Source organism: Bacillus sp. J33 (assembly GCF_000518885.1).
In the GTDB taxonomy this organism is placed as follows: Bacteria; Bacillota; Bacilli; order Bacillales; family Cytobacillaceae; genus Cytobacillus.
Genome location: NZ_JAEL01000045.1, coordinates 26,475 through 45,567, shown reverse-complemented (window position 1 = coordinate 45,567; position 19,093 = coordinate 26,475). Strand labels below are relative to the sequence as shown.

Genomic DNA, 19,093 nt, shown 5'->3' with positions numbered 1-19,093 from the left:
AGCCGAAGCCATCTTTCAGCTTTCCCTCATGTGAGGGAAAGAATTATCCGGTATTAGCCCCGGTTTCCCGGAGTTATCCCAGTCTTACAGGCAGGTTGCCCACGTGTTACTCACCCGTCCGCCGCTGACGGTCTGGGAGCAAGCTCCCATCCGTCCGCTCGACTTGCATGTATTAGGCACGCCGCCAGCGTTCGTCCTGAGCCAGGATCAAACTCTCCATATAAGAGTTGATTAAGCTCATAAGTTGTCTTTTCAAAAAAGACTAAAGAATTAACGTTGACGTTTTTGTTCGTTCAGTTTTCAAAGATCAATCCGTCGCTTAAGGCGACTTTATTATCTTATCAGATTCATTCGTCTGAGTCAATAACTTTTTTAATAACTTTTTTTCGTAAGTCGCTGTCTCGCAGCAACGAATATAAATATATCACCATAACAGGCAACTTGCAATATGTTTTTTGTTTTTTTATCCGTAAACAGCAAAGAAAAAATATTCCCATTATTCTGCTCGAAAAATATACTAAGAAAAGAAGCATTATAGCATTTTTCAACTGAACTTATCCTTATATTAATTAAGATACTTTTATCATAAATTTGATGTTTTTACTTTCGTTGATTTCGGGTAGGAGCTAGTTTCGTTCATGATAACTCGGCTAAGCCTGCGGGGTCTCCCGCTCCCCTCACTTCGGAGCAGAACATTGGCAAAGCATCCTTGAATAAACACCTCGTCGCAAGAAAATGCGAATGCATTTTCGAGTGTCCTCCGCTACAATCAACTCAGTTCGTTAACCTTTGTTAGTCCTGAAAAGCAACAAACTTTTCCGAAAACAGCGTAAATAAAAAACAGAGCACATCATCAGTGCTCTGCTTCTTTGATAGAATCTTTTTATTAACGGTGACGCATTAGAGGGAATAACAGAACATCTCGAATAGAAGGAGAGTTTGTTAATAGCATGACAAGGCGGTCGATTCCGATGCCCAATCCCCCTGTTGGCGGCATACCGTACTCAAGCGCTTCAATGAAGTCATCATCCATCATATGAGCCTCATCATTACCTTGTTCACGCTCTTTAAGCTGCGCTTCAAAACGCTCACGCTGGTCAATTGGATCATTTAGCTCAGTAAATGCATTTGCATGTTCACGCGCTACAATAAATAACTCAAAACGATCTGTAAAGCGCGGATCGTCATCATTCTTCTTTGCAAGCGGAGAGATTTCTACTGGATGCCCATAGATGAATGTCGGCTGTATAAGTTTCTTTTCCACCTTCTGCTCGAAAAATTCATTCACAATATGGCCGTATTCCATATTGTCTTTAATTTCTACCCCATGCTCTTTTGCAAGCTGCTGTGCTTCTTCCTTGCTTGTTTCTTTCCAGAAGTCTACACCAGTGTACTCCTTAATGGCATCTACCATATGAAGCCTTTTCCATTCAGGCTTTAGGTCAACTTCGTACTCGCCATATTGTACAGTAGTTGTTCCAAGCACTTCCTGGGCAATGTGGGCAATGAGGTTTTCAGTCAAACTCATAATATCCCTATAGTCAGCGTAAGCTTCATATAATTCAATCATTGTAAATTCTGGATTATGGCGAGTTGATACACCTTCATTCCGGAATACTCGTCCAATCTCATAAACCTTTTCAAGGCCGCCGACAATCAGACGCTTTAGATGCAGCTCAATCGCGATACGCATATATAATTCCATATCCAATGCGTTATGGTGTGTAATAAATGGGCGTGCTGATGCTCCGCCGGCAATTGAATGCATCATAGGCGTTTCAACTTCCAAATATCCATGATCGTCCAGATATCGGCGCATTGATTGGATAATGCGGCTGCGTGTGATGAAGGTTTGTTTGCTTTCTTCACTCATAATAAGGTCAAGATAACGCTGGCGGTAGCGCTGCTCAACATCTTTAAGTCCATGGAACTTATCAGGAAGAGGGCGCAGGGATTTCGTCAGGAGTTCAAACTCCTGGGCTTTAACAGATAATTCGCCTACCTTTGTTTTAAATAGTGTACCAGTAACCCCTACGATGTCTCCGAGATCGGCAGATTCGAAGATAGAATAGTGCTCCTCGCCTACTGCATCTTTCCTGACGTAGATTTGGATTTGTCCTGATAGATCCTGTATATGAGCGAAGCCGGCTTTCCCTTTTCCGCGTTTTGTCATAATTCGTCCTGCCAATGTAACAGAAACATTTTTTTCTTCAATTTCTTCTTTTTCAAGCTCTCCATATTGTTCAATTAGTTCTTTGCTTTGATGAGAGCGCTCAAACCGCTTCCCGAAAGGATCCATTCCCATTTCGCGCAAGCTGTTCATTTTCTCGCGTCTAACTTTTAATTGGTCATTTAGTTCTTCATGACTCTGGCTCACTGAAATCATCTCCATTTTGTAAATCTTTTTATGTATGCACAACCCTGAAGTCCTTCAATAAATGTATATCTCTATTATTTTACACAAAGAGGCTAAATCAGACATCAAATATTTAAATAGAATAAAAACTGCCAGTTCATGCACTGGCAGTTTCTCTGTATCAAAAGTATTATAGGCAAAGAATGACAGCATGTCAAACGTTATGCCGATTATCCAGCCTGGATCTGGTTTCTTTCTTTCTCTTCTGCATCAATGACAAGAGCATTCAGCAGAGTCACCAATTCTTCTCTTGTATTGCACTCATTAATAGCATTACGGACTTTTGCATTTCCGCGGACTCCTTTCAAGTACCAAGCTGCATGTTTTCTCATCTCACGGATAGCAATGTTTTCGCCTTTTAGAGAAATCAGGCGGTCAAGATGAATAATACAAACGTCAATTTTCTCGCGTACAGATGGCTCACCCATCAATTCACCAGTTTCAAGATACTTTACTGTGCGATAAATCATCCAAGGGTTTCCTAGAGCCGCTCGGCCGATCATGACCCCATCACAGCCTGTTTCATCCAGCATGCGCTTCGCATCCTGAGGTGTTTGCACATCACCATTTCCGATTAATGGAATGTTAATGCTTTGTTTTACTTCGCGGATGATATCCCAATTCGCTTTACCTTCATACATTTGTACACGAGTACGTCCGTGCAGGGCAACTGCTTTACCTCCGGCGCGCTCAACCGCCCGGGCATTTTTCACTGCATAAATATGATCTTCATCCCAGCCCATGCGCATCTTCACTGTAACAGGCTTCTCTACAGCATCTGTTACTGCAGAAACCATTTCATAAATTTTATCCGGATCCAAAAGCCATTTAGCACCTGCATCACATTTTGTGATTTTTGGAACAGGGCATCCCATGTTGATGTCGATAATGTCTGCGTTCGTATTTTTATCAACAAATTTAGCCGCTTCAACAAGTGTTTCCTTTTCGCCTCCAAAAATTTGCAGGCTTAATGGCTTTTCTCTTTCGTCAATGTATAGCATGTTCATCGTTTTTTCGTTTTTAAACACAATCCCTTTGTCGCTGACCATCTCGGCACACACAAGACCGGCACCGAATTCTTTTACTGTCAGACGAAAAGCTGAGTTGCATACTCCAGCCATAGGAGCGAGAACAACTCGGTTTTTCATCTCGATATCGCCAATTTTGAACATTGTTACCCCCTATATTTTTTATCGTATATATTAATCGTGCTCCTGCTTTGGAGCCAATTCTTCTTGTGTTACATTAAGCGCATAAGCGATTTGCTCGATTAAAGAAGGGGCCGGCATCCTGTTTCCTCTTTCGATTTCACCCAAAATCGATACCGATACACCCAGTTCTCTTGCAAACCCTTCCTGCGTAAATCCTTTTAACTTTCGAAAAGCGCGAATACGTCTTCCCCATTTTTCTGCTTCCATATCCGTACTCCCTCTCTGTCAGGTATATCCTCCAGTATTGAACGAAGTGGCCTCTCCATCTTCGGAAGCCTGATGCTGGAATCAATCTCTAAAAGAGGAATAAGGACAAATGCTCTTTCATGCATCCGAGGATGGGGAACAATTAGCTTCTCTGTTTCAATATTTTCGTGATTATACAGTAAAATGTCAAGGTCTATTGTCCGGGGTCCCCACCTGATTTCCCTTTTTCTCCCAAGTGTTAATTCCGTTTCAAGACATGCATCAAGCAATTCCAAAGGGTTTAAAGCTGTTGATACATGGATGACCATATTTAAAAATTGTTCTTGATTTTCATAGCCAACCGGATCAGTTTCGTAGATGGATGAAGCATTTACCACTTCTATCCCAGGAAGACGGTTAATCCGAGCAATGGCTTCTTTTAAATTGTTAAATCGGTTGCCTATATTGGAACCTATTGCAATGTAAGCGGTATTCTCCATTATCTGCCCCTCGTGATTTCTACCGCAACTGATCTATAATGCCCTGGAATGGGCGGATCCGGCTTGATCACTTTAATAGTCAGCTGTGAGATAAGCGGGAATCGTTGGAGCAATTCTTCTGACAGCTTCTCCGCAACTGATTCCAAAAGTTTATATGGTTTTCCTTCCACAACTTCTTTGCAGACCGTGTAAAGCTCGCCATAATTTATTGAATCCTCGAGATTATCTGTTTGCCCCGCTTTTTTCAAGTCTGTTTCAACAGTAAGATCTACTGCAAAACGCTGGCCAAGACGCGTTTCCTCCGGAAATACACCATGATACCCGTAAAACTCCATATGATTTACATGAATTTTATCCATGGTGATCACCTTTTCCCATGAGGGCATCCATCATTTTAGCCATCCTGCTCATTTCCTTCACATCATGGATTCGAATCATTTGGCAGCCCTTTTGAATGCCGTAACAAACAGTGGCTCCTGTTCCTTCTGTCCGCTCTTCTACTGGAAGATCCAGGATGGTTCCAATCATTCGCTTTTTTGAGGTTCCAAGCAAGACAGGGTAGCCAATTGCAACAAGCTTGTCCAGATCTCTCATCATTTCAAGGTTATAAGTCAGGTCTTTTGCAAACCCAATTCCCGGGTCAAGAATAATGTTCTCATCCTTTACACCTGCAGATTTCACCAGCGTGATACTTTCGTACAGGTCATTTATCACATCACGAAAAAAAGAAGTGTACTCCATGTTTTTTCGGTTATGCATTAAAATAATCGGAGCTTGGGTTTCCGCTGCAACCGAAGCCATGTCAGGGTCGGCTTTTGCACCCCAAACATCATTAATAATATGCGCTCCAGCTGCAATGGCTTGTTTTGCGACCTCAGCTTTATACGTGTCAATTGAAATTGGTACTTCCACTTCCGCTGTAATTGCCTCAATTACAGGGAGCACCCGTTCTAACTCCTCTTCTGCAGGCACTGCAGCAAATCCAGGTCGAGTGGACTCTCCTCCAACATCAATAATGTCAGCTCCGTTTTTAACCATTTCAATGGCATGTTTTACCGCCCGATCAAGATGATTGTACCTGCCGCCATCTGAAAAAGAATCCGGAGTTGCATTCAAAATTCCCATAATAATTGTTTTTTTACCGTAATCTAAAGTATATGGTCCACATTGAATCGTTGTTTTAGACATAACGAAACCTCCTACAGTTCATTCCTGCTCCATAAAGTTTCACAATGGCGTGCATAAAGTTCATGGAGTTCTGATGTTTTCGTACCCGCTAGTCCGGGCATTGAATTTCCATTAAAAGCCGAGATCGGGACAATCTCCTGAATGGAGTTGGTGACAAAAGCTTCATCTGCCTTTAATAAGTCCTCTGCCCGGTAAAGTCCTTCTTGTATATTCATCCCTAACGTCTCTGCCAGCCTGGCTACAAATTGTCTGGTAATTCCATTGAGGATGCCTGTCTCAATAGAAGGCGTGCATATGCTATCCCCTTTTATCCAGAATAAATTTGATGTTACCCCTTCTGCCAAAAAACCTTCTTTTGTCAAAAATAATCCCTCTGTTCCAGGATCATTTCCAACTTCTCTTTTTGCCAGGATATTATTCAGGAAATGATGCGACTTTAAACGTTCCGTTCCTTCAGGTGTATTGCGGGGAATATTCAGCAATGCTGCCTGCTTTTCCTGTTTAAGCCCCCTTTGCGGAAGCGGTTTGCTGAAAATAATCGTATTTGGGTGTATATACGGCTTTGTCTGCAGGCCAATCTCACCTGTCCCTGCTGAAACATTCATCCTGATATACGCATTTTTGTATCCGTTCTTCTCAAGCAGCCTATCCAGCGCTTCGAGCACTTGTTCCCTTTTATAGCTTGCTTCTATATTTAAATCCTTGAGCCCCCGATTCAGACGCTCTAAATGGTCATCCAGAAGAAACGGATGGCCATTGTAGACACGGAAGGTCTCAAAAAGTCCCATCCCATATAAAAAACCATGATCAAAAGGGGATATCTTGGCCTCTTCTTCCCTTGCCAATTCACCATTTAAGTAAATATACAAAGTTTATAGCTCCTCAGCATGCAAAGTCTTTTTATAATAATTAATGAAGTTTTGAAGCAATTCCTTCCCGGCGGTTGTCATAATTGACTCGGGATGGAACTGAACTCCTTCTACAGGCAATTCTTTATGGCGGATGGCCATTATTTCCCCTTCTGCTGTCCAGGCTGATACCTCAAGGCAGGATGGGAGAGTTTCCCTTTTTACAATTAGTGAATGATAGCGTGTAGCCGGAAATGGGTTAGGCAAGCCTTTAAAAATTGTTTTTCCATCATGAAAAATTTCAGAGGTTTTCCCGTGCATAAGCCGCTCCGCCTGCACTACTTCGCCACCGAACACTTGTGCAATGGACTGATGGCCGAGGCAAACGCCAAAAACAGGCAGTTTGCCTGAAAATGCCTCTATGGCTTTAAGGCTGATGCCCGCTTCATTTGGGCTGCATGGTCCCGGAGAAATCATCAAAAACTTAGGCTGCAGACCGCTTATTTCAGAAATAGAAGTCTCGTCATTTCTTTTCACTACAAGTTCTTCACCCAATTCACCGAGATACTGAACAAGATTATAAGTAAAAGAATCATAATTATCGATCATGTAAATCATGGCTGATCCCCTTCTGCTAGTTCTTTTGCTTTCCAAAGAGCAATGGCTTTTTTCAGAGACTCTTTATATTCATTTTTAGGATTAGAGTCAATAACGATCCCGGCACCTGCCTGTACATGTGCTTTTCCGTCTTTTACAAGCATTGTCCGGATTATGATATTCAGTTCAAGATCTCCGCTGAAATTAATCCACCCCATAGAACCGGTGTATGGTCCTCTGGTAACAGGTTCAAGCTCCTCAATAATTTCCATTGTCCGAACCTTTGGAGCACCGGTAATTGTTCCACCTGGAAATACAGCATCAATTAAATCAACTGCATTTTTATTATCCGCTATTTCCCCTTTAACATTGGAAACAATATGCATAACATGTGAATATTTTTCTATCACCATGAATTCGTCAACTATGACCGTTCCATATTTACAGACTCTGCCCAGGTCATTTCTCTCTAAATCAACTAGCATAACGTGCTCCGCACGCTCTTTTTCATTTTCAATTAGCTCGCTGGCAAGCTTAAGGTCCTCCTCATGATCCTTCCCGCGGGATCTTGTACCGGCAATCGGACGGGTGCTGACTTCATTTCCTTTTTTCTTGATTAATAGCTCTGGCGACCCGCTCACAAGCTGATAGTCAGGTGTATGGAAATAACCCATATACGGGGAAGGATTTAAAGCTCTTAACTGTTCATATACTTCCATCGCTTCGATCTGAATAGCACGGCTTTGACGAACAGAAAGATTTACCTGAAATACATCTCCCTGAGAGATGTATTCCTGCACTTTCCTGACAGCAGTCATAAATTCTTCTTCATTCATAGAAACTTCCAAATCATCGCCGAGCTCTTTTGATTTACCTGCAGCAGCAGGCTCCAGGTCTTCTTTTTGCCAATGAAACTCCCATTTCCTGGCTTTTTCATCAATTAAATGCTCTTCCCCTTTTGGATATAAGAAAAGCAGNCACATCATTTCTTTCTCATGGTCAAAGACAAAGAACTCTCTAAATACTAAAAAGTGAATATCAGGGATTTGAAGATCATCTTTTGCATCATTTGGAAGCTTTTCAATATAGCGTGCATAATCATAGCTGATAAACCCGATAGCGCCACCCTGAAAATCAGGCAGTTCATCCAGCTTTTCCACTTGATATTGACCTAGCCAATCCTGCATCAGGTGAAGAGGATTTCCTTCCAGGATCTGCTTTTTGTCGTTCTGGAGTATTTCAAGCCTTGAATTCTTGCCTGTTAAAATAGCTTCCGGCTCAAAAGCTGCAATACTGTAACGGCCGCCTCTCCCGCTTTCCAATAATACATGATGTGTTCTTCCTTTCGAGAGCCTGCGATATTGGCGAAAGAAGCGATTATATGTAAAAGGTATTTTTTTTGCATGGATGTAAAGCTGGTTCAATAGAATGTCACCCCTATATATTTCTCTTTTTTCATCATACATGATGAAGGGCAAGCTTTCATAATTTTTGACTAAAATTAATGTTCCAGTGCAAAACCGATCTTACATAAAGCCTCTTTTATCTTTACTTGTTGTTTTTGCTTATAAATTTGGTAACCTTAGTTACCCCTGAAAAGCAACAAACTTTACGAAAACAGCGCACATAAAAAAACAACGGCCAAATGGCCGCTGCCCTTATCATTATTCAGTTTCAAATTGATATAAAGGTGTACTTAAGTAACGCTCCCCATTACTTGGAATAATGGCGAGAACTTTTTTTCCTTTGCCCAGCTCTTTTGCCACCTTTAGTGCTGCAGAGATGGCTGCACCAGAAGAAATGCCTCCAAGAATTCCTTCTTCTTTTGCCGCACGGCGTGCATATTCAAATGCTTCATCATTGGAAACTTGAATCACTTCATCATAAATATTGGTATCAAGTGTGTCTGGTACAAACCCTGCTCCAATACCTTGAATTTTATGCGGGCCTGGCTTACCGCCTGAAAGAACTGGTGAGTCAGTCGGTTCCACTGCATAGATTTTAATATTCTCATACTTTTCACGAAGCACCTTACCTGCACCAGTGATGGTTCCGCCTGTTCCAATCCCTGATATGAAAGCATCTAGCTGGTCGCCCATTTGTTCAGCAATTTCAGGTCCTGTAGTTAAACGGTGAATTTCCGGGTTAGCAGGGTTTTCAAACTGCTGAGGCATAAAGTAGCCATTTTCCTTTGCCAATTCCTGTGCCTTGCGAATGGCACCTCCCATTCCTTCAGGGCCTGGGGTCAGGACAAGGTCAGCACCATAAGCTCGAAGCAGGTTGCGGCGCTCCATACTCATTGTTTCCGGCATAACCAGAATTGCCTTATAGCCTTTTGCTGCAGCAATCATCGCTAGCCCAATTCCTGTGTTTCCGCTTGTTGGCTCAATAATGGTATCACCTTGCTTAAGGTTTCCATTCTTCTCTGCCGCATTAATCATGGCCAAGGCAATACGGTCTTTTACACTGCTTCCAGGATTCATATATTCTAATTTCAAATAAACATCTGCACTATTTTCGTCAGCTAAACGATTTAATTTCACAATCGGTGTCTGACCTACAAGGTCAGCAATTGTATTTGCCACGCGTACCATCTTCCCCACTCCTTATTTCCGAGTATTTTTATTGGTTTAATACAAATTTACCAATTTTCATTTGAGTTGTCAATCAATTTGAACAATATAGATACCTATTTAATAGAAAATTCATACTTTTTTACCTTGATTAATTTACCCTAAATTATTATTCATACTCTGTTATTAGGGAAACTTTCTATAGTATGTAGCAAAAAACACGGAGATCTTCCGTGTTTTTCTTTATCATTGTGCCTCTTCCCCGTAAAACCATTCAACATCTGCTTCTTTCCAAAATGGTTTTGCTGAAACAGGAATATCCATTTGTTCTAGAGCAATCTGCCGGCGGATCAAGTTTTTTACCTCTTTATAAGAATAGCTTTCACCTTTAAGATGCTCATGCAGCATTATAACAGCATAGCCCTCATCCGTTTTTATCGGGCTGCTCCATTCACCTGGCTTCAAGCTTCTTGCTTGCTCAAGGAAGTCTGCCGTTATATGTTCATCATCTTCGCTAATATATCCAGCATTCCCTCCCTGATTAGCAGTAAATTCATCAATGGAGCGTTCCATCGCTAACACAGAAAAGTTGGATCCCTGTTCTAATTCTTTCAGGGTTTGCTCAGCCTCTTCCTTGGTTTTTACGACAATCTGTGAAATGTGGAATGAATCAGGCACATTAAATTGACTGCTGTTTTGCTCATAATATTGCTTCATTTCATCTTCCGATACAGTTACATCTTTTGTCAAAAGCTCTTCAAGAATTAAATTGTTCTTTATTTGCTTTCTCCAGTTATCCTCAGTTGTCTGGTCAGAAAAATTGCTTCCGTACATCGTTTTAACCATCTTCAGCTCACGGTCTATTGCCTGATCGCTAATTTTAATGCCGTATTTTTTTCCGGCATTTTCGATTACTTTTTGGTCAATCAATTCATTTAGGGTACTCTTGCCGTATCTTGATTCCATTTCACTCAGCCACTCCTGCCGAGTGATTTTATCCTTTCCAACCTTAGCTACCGCTTCCCTGTTGCCGCCATCACCTTTAAAAACTAAAAAAGAAAGTGTCAGAACATTGAGCAGCACCAATCCAGCGATAATTATCCAAAAGTGTTTCTTTTCCAACTGCTCCTCCCCCAAGAAGAAATGCAATTATTTTGCTTCTCTCTTTAATTCTTCAAGCTCTTCTTTTGAATAATGATATTTTTCATTGCAGAAATGGCAGGAAGCCTCTGCTTGCCCATCCTCATCAATCATTTCCTGAATTTCATTTTCGCCTAAGCTGATAATCGCATTCGCAAAGCGCTCCTTGGAACAAGTGCAGGTAAAAGATACCGGCAATTTCTCAAGGAATTTAACCTGCTCTTCGCCCAAAACAGCTTCAAGCAGTTCTTCAGGTGTCAGCCCTTGCTGGACAAGCTTCGAAACAGGTGGTATTTCTTTTAGCCTGTTTTCGATTAATGTGATTGTCTCTTCATCCGTTCCAGGCATTAGCTGCAGAATAAATCCTCCAGCAGCAAGAATTGTATTATCCGGATTAACTAATACACCTACACCAACTGAAGATGGCACCTGTTCGGATGTTACAAAGTAGTATGTGAAGTCTTCCCCAAGCTCACCCGAAATAAGGGGAACCTGCCCAGTGAAGTGTTCTCTCATTCCAATGTCTTTCACTACTGTTAATGTGCCTTCCGTACCGACCGCACGGCGTACGTCAAGCTTTCCTTGTTCATTAAGATCAAAGTGCGTTTGCGGGTTAGTGACATAACCTCGGACCTCGCCCTTGGCATTACTGTCTACAAGAATAGCACCAATCGGACCGCCGCCTTCAATTTTAATCGTCAGCTTATTATCACCTTTGAGCATTGCACCCATCATAACACCGGCAGTCATAGCCCTGCCAAGCGCAGCAGATGCAGTCGGCCACGTATAATGTCTGCGCTGCCCCTCCCCCACTGTTTCCGTAGTGCGGGCCGCATAGGCACGTACCTGTCCATTATATGCGAGTGCTTTTACCAAATAATCGTTCATTTCTTGCTCCTTTCCAGAAAGACCGCTGCTGTTTAACGGCGGCTCTTTTTTAAACTAACGTGCTATTTTCTTAGGGTTTCCATATTTCGTTTATAAATAATCTGCAATCCCTTTAAGGTTAAAAATGGATCAACTACATCAATGATATTCGACTCTTGTGCAATGAGGCCGGCCAATCCTCCGGTTGCTATTACCTTCGGGCTTTCGGCTGCCTGGTCCTTCATTCTCTTAACTATACCTTCAACTTGTCCAACATAACCATAAAGAATCCCTGCCTGCATGGCAGCAACCGTGTTTTTCCCTACAATATGGTCAGGACGGGCAATTTCAATTCTTGGAAGCTTGGCTGCCCGCGAGTAGAGGGCTTCAGTTGAAATCCCGATGCCTGGAGCAATTGCACCGCCCATATATTGCTTGTTTTCATTTATATAACAATAGGTAGTGGCTGTGCCGAAATCGACAATTACAAGAGGGCTTCCATATTCATGAATGGCTGCCACAGCATTGACAATGCGGTCAGCCCCTACTTCTCTTGGATTTTCATATTTTATATTAAGCCCTGTTTTTATTCCGGGACCAACTACAAGAGGCTTAACATGAAAATATTTTTGGCACATTCTTTCCAGTGAAAACATAATTGGAGGTACAACCGAGGAAATAATAATGCCATCTATATCAGAAAAAGAAAGATTTACATGCTCAAACAGAGACTTGACGATCATTCCATATTCATCCTCTGTTTTGTTGCGGTTTGTTTCAATTCTCCAATGATGTTTTAATTCATCCTGGTCATAGACACCGAGAACTATATTTGTATTTCCTACATCAAAAACAAAGATCAACATTCTCACCACTTTATTTTTATTTAAAAAGCGCAAACGCTTTATTTTTATACACTGAAAACATCATATCATAACTCCTATTGTTTCGTGTAATAGGAAATACTATTGTCTGGTTGAAGGGTATTGGTCACAAGAAAAGCGGAGGCACCCTTGCCCATCGACGGACGTGGTGGACTGAGGCCCACACGACGTGGGTCACTCAGACGTTGCCACAGGACGTGGCGCTTTTAGTCTGAGTTCCTTATTGTGAGATAAAGGAAACACGAAGAGCGATAGCGATTCGATGTTGACTTATAACGCTCGGAAACGCGCACGTCCTGTGCGCCTCGCCTTACTAGCACATCCTGTGCGTCGTCGTAGACGAGGTGAGGGAAGCACGCCGNGTCGATAGGGTGCCGGAGCTAGACAGTTATCGAAGTTCAAAGTGATACTTTCTTATCTTTTGAAAAGAAAAAAGCGCCCAAAGGCGCTTTTTCTTATTTATCCTTATGTTCCTCATCAATCGCTGGAGGCGTATCCGCTTCTGCAGGACTTGAACCTTCCCTTGTCTCCGGGATTTCTCCTGATTCGGCAGGATCATCTTTTTTAATGCTTATATTTACTTTAACATCATCAGAACTCTCAATGGAAGCCACTGTACGGTCAGGCAGCTTGCCATGCTCCGACAAATGCTTGATTTGTTCAGCATCAAGTGTTTCCACTTTAAGCAATGTATTGGCAATCAAATTCAGCTTATCACGGTTTTCAGTTAAGAGATTTTTCGCTCTCTCATAACATTCCTTAATGATACGCTGTATTTCAAGATCAATTTCATACGCAATTGCATCTGAATAGTTTTGTTCATTATGGAAGTCACGTCCTAGGAAGACCTGGCCGCCCTGTGACTGTCCGAATTGCAGCGGTCCAAGCTTATCGCTCATCCCAAATTCGGTAACCATGCGGCGGGCAATATTTGTCGCACGCTGGAAATCATTATGGGCGCCTGTACTTACTTCGCCGAACACGATTTCTTCTGCTACACGTCCGCCCAGCAAGCCGACAATTTTATCTAGAAGCTCAGGCTTGGTTTGGAAATAGCGATCTTCTTTCGGAAGCATAACAGCATAACCGCCAGCCTGCCCACGTGGTACAATCGTTACTTTATGGACCATTTCAGCCTCATCAAGCACTAAGCCAATAACCGTATGGCCAGCTTCGTGGAAAGCAACGATGTTTCTTTCCTTCTCGGAGATAACTCGGCTTTTCTTGGCTGGTCCTGCAATTACACGGTCTGTTGCTTCGTCAATATCTTCCATATCCACTTTTTTCTTATTTCGGCGGGCTGCTACAAGCGCTGCCTCATTCAATAGGTTTTCAAGGTCTGCACCTGAAAAGCCCGGAGTACGCATAGCAATGCTCTTTAAGTTGACCGATTCATCTAAAGGCTTATTGCGGGCATGTACTTTAAGTACAGCTTCACGGCCTTTGACATCAGGACGGTCAACCGTAATTTGTCTGTCAAAACGTCCCGGGCGCAATAATGCCGGGTCAAGAATGTCCGGACGGTTCGTTGCAGCAATGATAATAATGCCTTCATTAGCTCCGAATCCATCCATTTCAACTAGAAGCTGGTTAAGGGTCTGCTCGCGTTCATCATGGCCGCCCCCAAGCCCAGCACCGCGCTGGCGCCCAACTGCATCAATTTCATCAATAAAAATGATACATGGAGCATTCTTTTTAGCATTCTCAAACAAGTCACGGACACGGGAAGCACCCACACCCACGAACATTTCTACGAAATCAGAACCGCTGATGGAGAAGAACGGCACACCCGCTTCACCGGCAGCTGCACGTGCAAGTAAAGTTTTACCAGTTCCCGGAGGTCCAACAAGAAGCACCCCTTTAGGGATTCTTGCCCCTAATTCAGCAAACTTGCGAGGGTCCTTTAGGAACTCAACAACCTCAACAAGCTCCTGCTTTTCCTCATCCGCTCCTGCTACATCTTTAAAGCGAACTTTCTTTTTGCTTTCATCATAAAGCTTGGCTTTGCTTTTGCCGAAGTTCATTACTCGGCTTCCTCCGCCCTGCGCTTGGTTCAGCAGGAAGAAGAATAAAATAAAGATAATGATGAAAGGTATGATTGAAGTAAAGAACGTTACCCAGCCGCTCGTTTCCTTAGCAGGCATTACCTCAACATCCGAAGTTTGAGCTAATTGGTCAACTCGGTCAAGGATACTATCATTGTTCATGATATATGTCAGAAAGTATTTCCCTTCTTCATATCCTTCAAGCTGTCCCCGTACCTCAAAAACACCTCTCTCAGGCTGAAGCGAAATGGACGTAATTTCGCCGCCTTCTAAGTGTTCAACAAATTTATTATAAGAGATGTGCTCTGTAGGTTCATTGTTGCCGTTAAAGAAGCTGACAACCCCAATAATGACTAAAAATATTAATAAATAAAAGATGGTATTCCGGAAGATCCGATTCATCCCTTACCTCCTCCCACGGTAAACAAACTATAGTGTATAGTATCATAGAAAATCGTGCCAATACAAGGAATTAGACTTTTCAAAACCGGGTGTTTTCTTGTTTCAGTAAAGGGCTTAAACTTAGTAATACTTCTTATGATTTACTTACTCATTATTACTGTATACCTCTGGCTTAAGAACTCCAATATAAGGAAGATTACGGTACTTTTCAGCGTAATCCAGACCATAGCCTACAACAAACTCATCAGGAACAATAAAGCCTACATAGTCCGCTTTGATATCAGCTTTTCTGCCTGTCGGCTTGTCAAGCAGGGTTACAATCTTAATGCTTTTCGCTTTTCTGTAACGGAAAAGTTCAACAAGATAGCTAAGCGTCAAACCGCTGTCGATAATATCCTCAATAATAAGAATATCTCTGCCTTCTACAGAGGTATCAAGGTCTTTTAGAATTTTCACTTCACCTGAAGAAACCATTGCATTTCCGTAGCTGGACACATCCATGAAATCCATCTCAAGGTATGTATCTACACGCTTTAAAAGGTCGCTCATGAATGGCATTGCCCCTTTCAAAACACCAATTGCCAGCGGGAATCGATCCTTGTACTCTTCAGTAAGTTCAGCAGCAAGGGATTTGATTTTATCCTGCAGCTCCTCTTCCGAAATTAATACTTTTTCAATATCATTTTTCATCATTTATTGTGCCCCCTAGAAGATCATTGCTTTATGTATTTTAAAATAATATAGCTAGCATCAGTTTTTGGCTGCGCGGCATCATGTGACTTTTTCAAACTTGGAACCCATAAGATGCGGTCATGCCGATCTGTTATAATCGGCCAAGTTTCCCTTTCCTGCAGCGGTATTTTTTTATCAATGAAAATGTCCTTTATCTTTTTGGTTCCCTGCATTCCTTTAAGAGTCATGCGGTCTCCAGTTTTTCTCGTCCTTACAATAAGCGGAAGAGAGATATCTTCCCTGTCTAGAAGCAAGACATCATTGTTTAGATTTCCATCAGGACAGTCAGTATATTCAAATATAATGGATCCGCCATTTGGGAGTTGAATAATTGCAGGTTCGAAGACTTCAAATCGATAGGATTGTACAGGTTCCTTCGGGAATCGGAAATGGCATTGCCGGTAGGAGCGTACAATATGTAAATCGTTTGGAAAATTTAGCTTTCCCGATGGATGAGGACTTTTCAATAAGGAAAAAATGCTCTCTATATGTGCTGCAGATAAAGATGCAGGCTTTTCCTCATAAAGATAGTTTAATATTAGTTGAATCCCTCTTCTTTGTAAAGGCATTGGCATTGCCGCAAAAGCATCGATATCCAAGCTAATTTCCCCATCTGCCTTCTTTTTCATTACTGTATTCATCTTTTGGACAGTTAATTCCTGCAGATAAGCTTCATCACTTTGCAAATCTTCACTAAATCTTTGAAAATGCTCATGTACCTGAGGGTTCTCCTTTCTCAGGAACGGGAGCACTTCTTTTCTGAAGCGGTTTCGGCTATATATTCCTTTTTCATTGCTGGGATCCCTCCGGGGGTTCAGACCTGTTTCAAGGCAATATTGTTCAATTTCATTTCTATTCAAGCATAGAAAGGGGCGAATAATGCTGAAATCCCCAAATGGACGCCTAAAAGGCATTCCTGCTCTAGCTTTCCCGGTACTTCCCCTTGTTAACCGCATTAATATGGTTTCTATCTGGTCATCTCCATGGTGTCCCAGAGCAATGTAATCCACATCATACTTTATTCCGATCTTTCGAAAGAAACCGTATCTGCAATCTCTCGCTGCTGTTTGGGAACTCTTTCCCGTCTTCTCTATATGCTCAGGTACATTGATTTGCTCCATTTCAAAGGGAATTTCCCTTTCTTTGCAATACTCCTTAACAAACATGGCATCCTCGAAGGATTCTTCGCCCCTGAACATATGATCGACATGAGCAGCAATTAGCCCTATATTGTATTGATCTTTAAAGCTCCATAGGTAATGGAGCAGGGCCATCGAATCAGGTCCTCCCGAGACTCCAACCAAGAGCTGCTTATTATTTAGTTCAATACCCTGTCTCTTAAGGAAAGCTCTTACTTTTTCTTCGAGCATAGGCTACTTCCTTACATTTATAAATATATTTTTCTTTACCCTTGCCGTGGTACATATAATCCTTGTGCATAAAAAAGCATATCATTTTTTCCCATAAAGTGAAACTTATATAAGCGGGTGCTTTTCTTTCTGATGGTTATGGCCAGCACGATCCGGGGCAAACCAGAACAAGGCAGCAATACATCGGACAATCTGACCTTTGATAAGGGCTATTATGTACAGCTGGCTCCCATTAAGAATTCTCTTTACAATTTGGCCGCATGGGGATCTCACCGCCCGTTAATGCAGGACAAATATCAAAAGGGAATATGTAAACTTTATATACGGTTTAACCTATAAAAGGTTTCATTTTTCGAAAAAATTTAAAGAAGCTGCCCATAAATATAGAAGAAATAAAGGAGGGTTACAATTAGGACAATTGAGACCGTTTCCATAAAGCTGCCCTTTTTATTTCTTTGGACGTAAGCCTGGCGGCTGGCAGGCTGCCGGGTCGCTGATTGTCCAGCTTTTCTGTTTGATGCATTGCTATGCCTTGAATTTGGGCGTGTAAGCTGAAGCATATCATTTCTCATTATATCAGCAGAGGCATAATGGCCTTGAAGCGCTTTTAAAATGACATCCTCATATTTCATCAGCTCTTTCTTTTGCCGAACCATCATTTTAAGCTGTTTTAGATCACCTGTGGTTTTGCTGAACCTTTTCGGGTAGGCAGTGTTAATCAAAATCATCGCCACAGCGAAAAGATCGTAAGCAGGATCGGCCTTCCTTGTTCCAAGTCCCCAATACCCTCTGTCATAAAACTCGGTAAACTCTTTAATGGCCCTTCCCCGGATGGTTGTTCCTCCCACATCAATTGTACGGATTTTTGGCGGAGGTCCCGTTACAATCAAATTATCTGGCTTTAAATCGCCAAAGACCCACCCGCTTTTGTGCAATGATTCCAAATCTCTTAGCAGCTGGACGATTAAAACACCTGTCCATGAAGGTCCCTTTTGTGCAATAAACGCCAGCAAATCAGGACCTTGAATATACTCCATCACATAGAAGGAGACTTTTCCGCTTTTTCTTTCCCAATCATCCACATCAAGCAAAGAAGGCCCGAGGGCAGAGCCTTGGACCTTTGCAAAGGATTTAAGGACGTTCACTTCAGAAGTTATGGACATCCCGTTATCGCTCATTTTCAAAGCAACCTGCTGATTTTGGCCTTTGGCCAGATATACAATCCCATTTGCACCAAAACCCAGTTCCTTTACGATTGTATAACGGTTGCGGTGCCACTTTCCTTCGATTACGGTTCCAGGGTTTACTTTACACTGACTCTTCAAAGAATGATTCATCATCATCATCACGGGAAAGCAGACTCCTTAATGAGTGTTTTTTCTTAAAATAGGTCAATGCCTCACGGATGGCAGGACCGGTTGGCGTAATCCCGCCTGTTGTCAGCTTTGCAAAAATACTGGTGAGAGACTCAAGCTTAGGCGTCCAGTCCAGCAGTTTTTCGACATCTTTCTTTTTCCCGGGAAATACAAAAACAGAAAAGCGGTTATCACCGGAACGGGCATTAAGGCTTAAGGATAAATCAAGCAGCGCCTCTTTTACCGTTGGAAGCTTATGTTTCATACTCGCACTTGTGTCAACCAGCACCAATACTTCCAGCTCGACTGTTTCGCCTAGTTCATCAACTACCTCCATGACTTCGCCGCGTTGATCAGGAGGAAGGTCTTCCATTGTTTTTGATCCGCCTAGAATTTGCTGAAGTTCCTTGTTCACAACTCCCTGAAGAGTTTGGGTCATCGCTTTCCTTGTAACCATTTGCACTGTCTGAGATAATGCTTGAGCGTAGACTACCTGGCTGACGCCGCCGCCAGACATGGCAATCCCTTCGATTTCATTCATTCCTTGTTCATCAATTACATCGTGTTCCATAACTCCAATTACATTTACAGTAATCCCCTGCTCCTTCGCCAGAGCAGCCATTGCAATGGGATCTTCACCTTGATTCGAGCAACCGTCCGTTATCAGCAAGATTTGCTTAAGTGTTCCTGTTTTCATGAAACTCCCCTCCACATCTGAGTTGTTACCATTTTTGACTGAAAAGAGGGGAATTATACATAACTTGTCTTCGTTTTGAGCA

General features: G+C 42.2%; 18 protein-coding genes and 1 rRNA gene. All 19 read right to left on the bottom strand.

Translation table 11 applies throughout. The features are described from left to right. Positions 1 to 223, bottom strand: a 16S ribosomal RNA gene (locus L634_RS0114225); the annotation flags it as partial. A 663-nt stretch (positions 224 to 886) separates the two neighbouring features. Then, the gene (lysS, locus tag L634_RS0114220; protein WP_034262711.1) at positions 887 to 2,386 is read right to left on the bottom strand and encodes a lysine--tRNA ligase; all 1,500 of its coding nucleotides are present in this window, start codon (positions 2,384 to 2,386) and stop codon (positions 887 to 889) included. 200 nt (positions 2,387 to 2,586) lie between these two features. Next, positions 2,587 to 3,588, bottom strand: coding sequence for a tRNA dihydrouridine synthase DusB (dusB, locus tag L634_RS0114215; protein ID WP_026583026.1), 1,002 nt, complete (start codon positions 3,586 to 3,588; stop codon positions 2,587 to 2,589). A gap of 30 nt (positions 3,589 to 3,618) precedes the next feature. Then, complete coding sequence (locus tag L634_RS0114210; protein ID WP_026583025.1) at positions 3,619 to 3,834, bottom strand: helix-turn-helix domain-containing protein; 216 nt, start codon at positions 3,832 to 3,834, stop codon at positions 3,619 to 3,621. After that, positions 3,786 to 4,313, bottom strand: a complete 528-nt coding sequence (gene folK / locus L634_RS0114205) for a 2-amino-4-hydroxy-6-hydroxymethyldihydropteridine diphosphokinase (RefSeq protein ID WP_026583024.1) — start codon at positions 4,311 to 4,313, stop codon at positions 3,786 to 3,788. The genes L634_RS0114210 and folK overlap by 49 nt, the downstream gene beginning before the upstream one ends. Continuing rightward, entirely contained in the window at positions 4,313 to 4,672 is a 360-nt protein-coding gene (gene folB, locus L634_RS0114200; protein WP_026583023.1) for a dihydroneopterin aldolase, read from the bottom strand. Before folB ends, folK begins: the two co-directional genes overlap by 1 nt. Next, a complete protein-coding gene (folP, locus tag L634_RS0114195; protein WP_026583022.1) occupies positions 4,665 to 5,501 on the bottom strand; it encodes a dihydropteroate synthase in 837 nt (278 codons plus the stop codon). The genes folB and folP overlap by 8 nt, the downstream gene beginning before the upstream one ends. Positions 5,502 to 5,512: 11 nt before the next feature. Beyond that, a complete protein-coding gene (pabC, locus tag L634_RS0114190) occupies positions 5,513 to 6,370 on the bottom strand; it encodes an aminodeoxychorismate lyase (RefSeq protein ID WP_026583021.1) in 858 nt (285 codons plus the stop codon). Positions 6,371 to 6,373: 3 nt separating this feature from the next. Continuing rightward, a complete protein-coding gene (gene pabA / locus L634_RS0114185; protein ID WP_026583020.1) occupies positions 6,374 to 6,967 on the bottom strand; it encodes an aminodeoxychorismate/anthranilate synthase component II in 594 nt (197 codons plus the stop codon). Then, complete coding sequence (pabB, locus tag L634_RS0114180; protein WP_026583019.1) at positions 6,964 to 8,370, bottom strand: aminodeoxychorismate synthase, component I; 1,407 nt, start codon at positions 8,368 to 8,370, stop codon at positions 6,964 to 6,966. Before pabB ends, pabA begins: the two co-directional genes overlap by 4 nt. Before the next feature lie 240 nt (positions 8,371 to 8,610). Beyond that, positions 8,611 to 9,540 carry a cysteine synthase A gene (cysK, locus tag L634_RS0114175; protein WP_026583018.1) on the bottom strand — a complete coding sequence of 310 codons (930 nt, stop codon included), beginning with the start codon at positions 9,538 to 9,540 and terminating at the stop codon, positions 8,611 to 8,613. Between the two features lie 225 nt (positions 9,541 to 9,765). Then, positions 9,766 to 10,641 (bottom strand): peptidyl-prolyl cis-trans isomerase, encoded by an 876-nt coding sequence (locus tag L634_RS0114170; protein ID WP_026583017.1) that lies wholly within the window; start codon positions 10,639 to 10,641, stop codon positions 9,766 to 9,768. Positions 10,642 to 10,668: 27 nt separating this feature from the next. After that, on the bottom strand, positions 10,669 to 11,547 hold the full coding sequence (gene hslO, locus L634_RS0114165) for an Hsp33 family molecular chaperone HslO (protein ID WP_026583016.1): 879 nt from the start codon (positions 11,545 to 11,547) through the stop codon (positions 10,669 to 10,671). A 62-nt stretch (positions 11,548 to 11,609) separates the two neighbouring features. Continuing rightward, positions 11,610 to 12,389 carry a type III pantothenate kinase gene (locus L634_RS0114160; protein WP_026583015.1) on the bottom strand — a complete coding sequence of 260 codons (780 nt, stop codon included), beginning with the start codon at positions 12,387 to 12,389 and terminating at the stop codon, positions 11,610 to 11,612. Between the two features lie 476 nt (positions 12,390 to 12,865). Beyond that, positions 12,866 to 14,857 carry an ATP-dependent zinc metalloprotease FtsH gene (gene ftsH / locus L634_RS0114155; RefSeq protein ID WP_026583014.1) on the bottom strand — a complete coding sequence of 664 codons (1,992 nt, stop codon included), beginning with the start codon at positions 14,855 to 14,857 and terminating at the stop codon, positions 12,866 to 12,868. Between the two features lie 144 nt (positions 14,858 to 15,001). Continuing rightward, positions 15,002 to 15,550, bottom strand: coding sequence for a hypoxanthine phosphoribosyltransferase (hpt, locus tag L634_RS0114150; RefSeq protein WP_026583013.1), 549 nt, complete (start codon positions 15,548 to 15,550; stop codon positions 15,002 to 15,004). Positions 15,551 to 15,570: 20 nt separating this feature from the next. Continuing rightward, positions 15,571 to 16,959, bottom strand: a complete 1,389-nt coding sequence (gene tilS / locus L634_RS0114145) for a tRNA lysidine(34) synthetase TilS (protein ID WP_026583012.1) — start codon at positions 16,957 to 16,959, stop codon at positions 15,571 to 15,573. A 362-nt stretch (positions 16,960 to 17,321) separates the two neighbouring features. After that, complete coding sequence (locus tag L634_RS0114140) at positions 17,322 to 18,299, bottom strand: serine/threonine protein kinase (RefSeq protein WP_026583011.1); 978 nt, start codon at positions 18,297 to 18,299, stop codon at positions 17,322 to 17,324. Next, positions 18,268 to 19,011, bottom strand: coding sequence for a vWA domain-containing protein (locus L634_RS0114135; RefSeq protein WP_026583010.1), 744 nt, complete (start codon positions 19,009 to 19,011; stop codon positions 18,268 to 18,270). The genes L634_RS0114140 and L634_RS0114135 overlap by 32 nt, the downstream gene beginning before the upstream one ends. Positions 19,012 to 19,093: the final 82 nt, after the last annotated feature.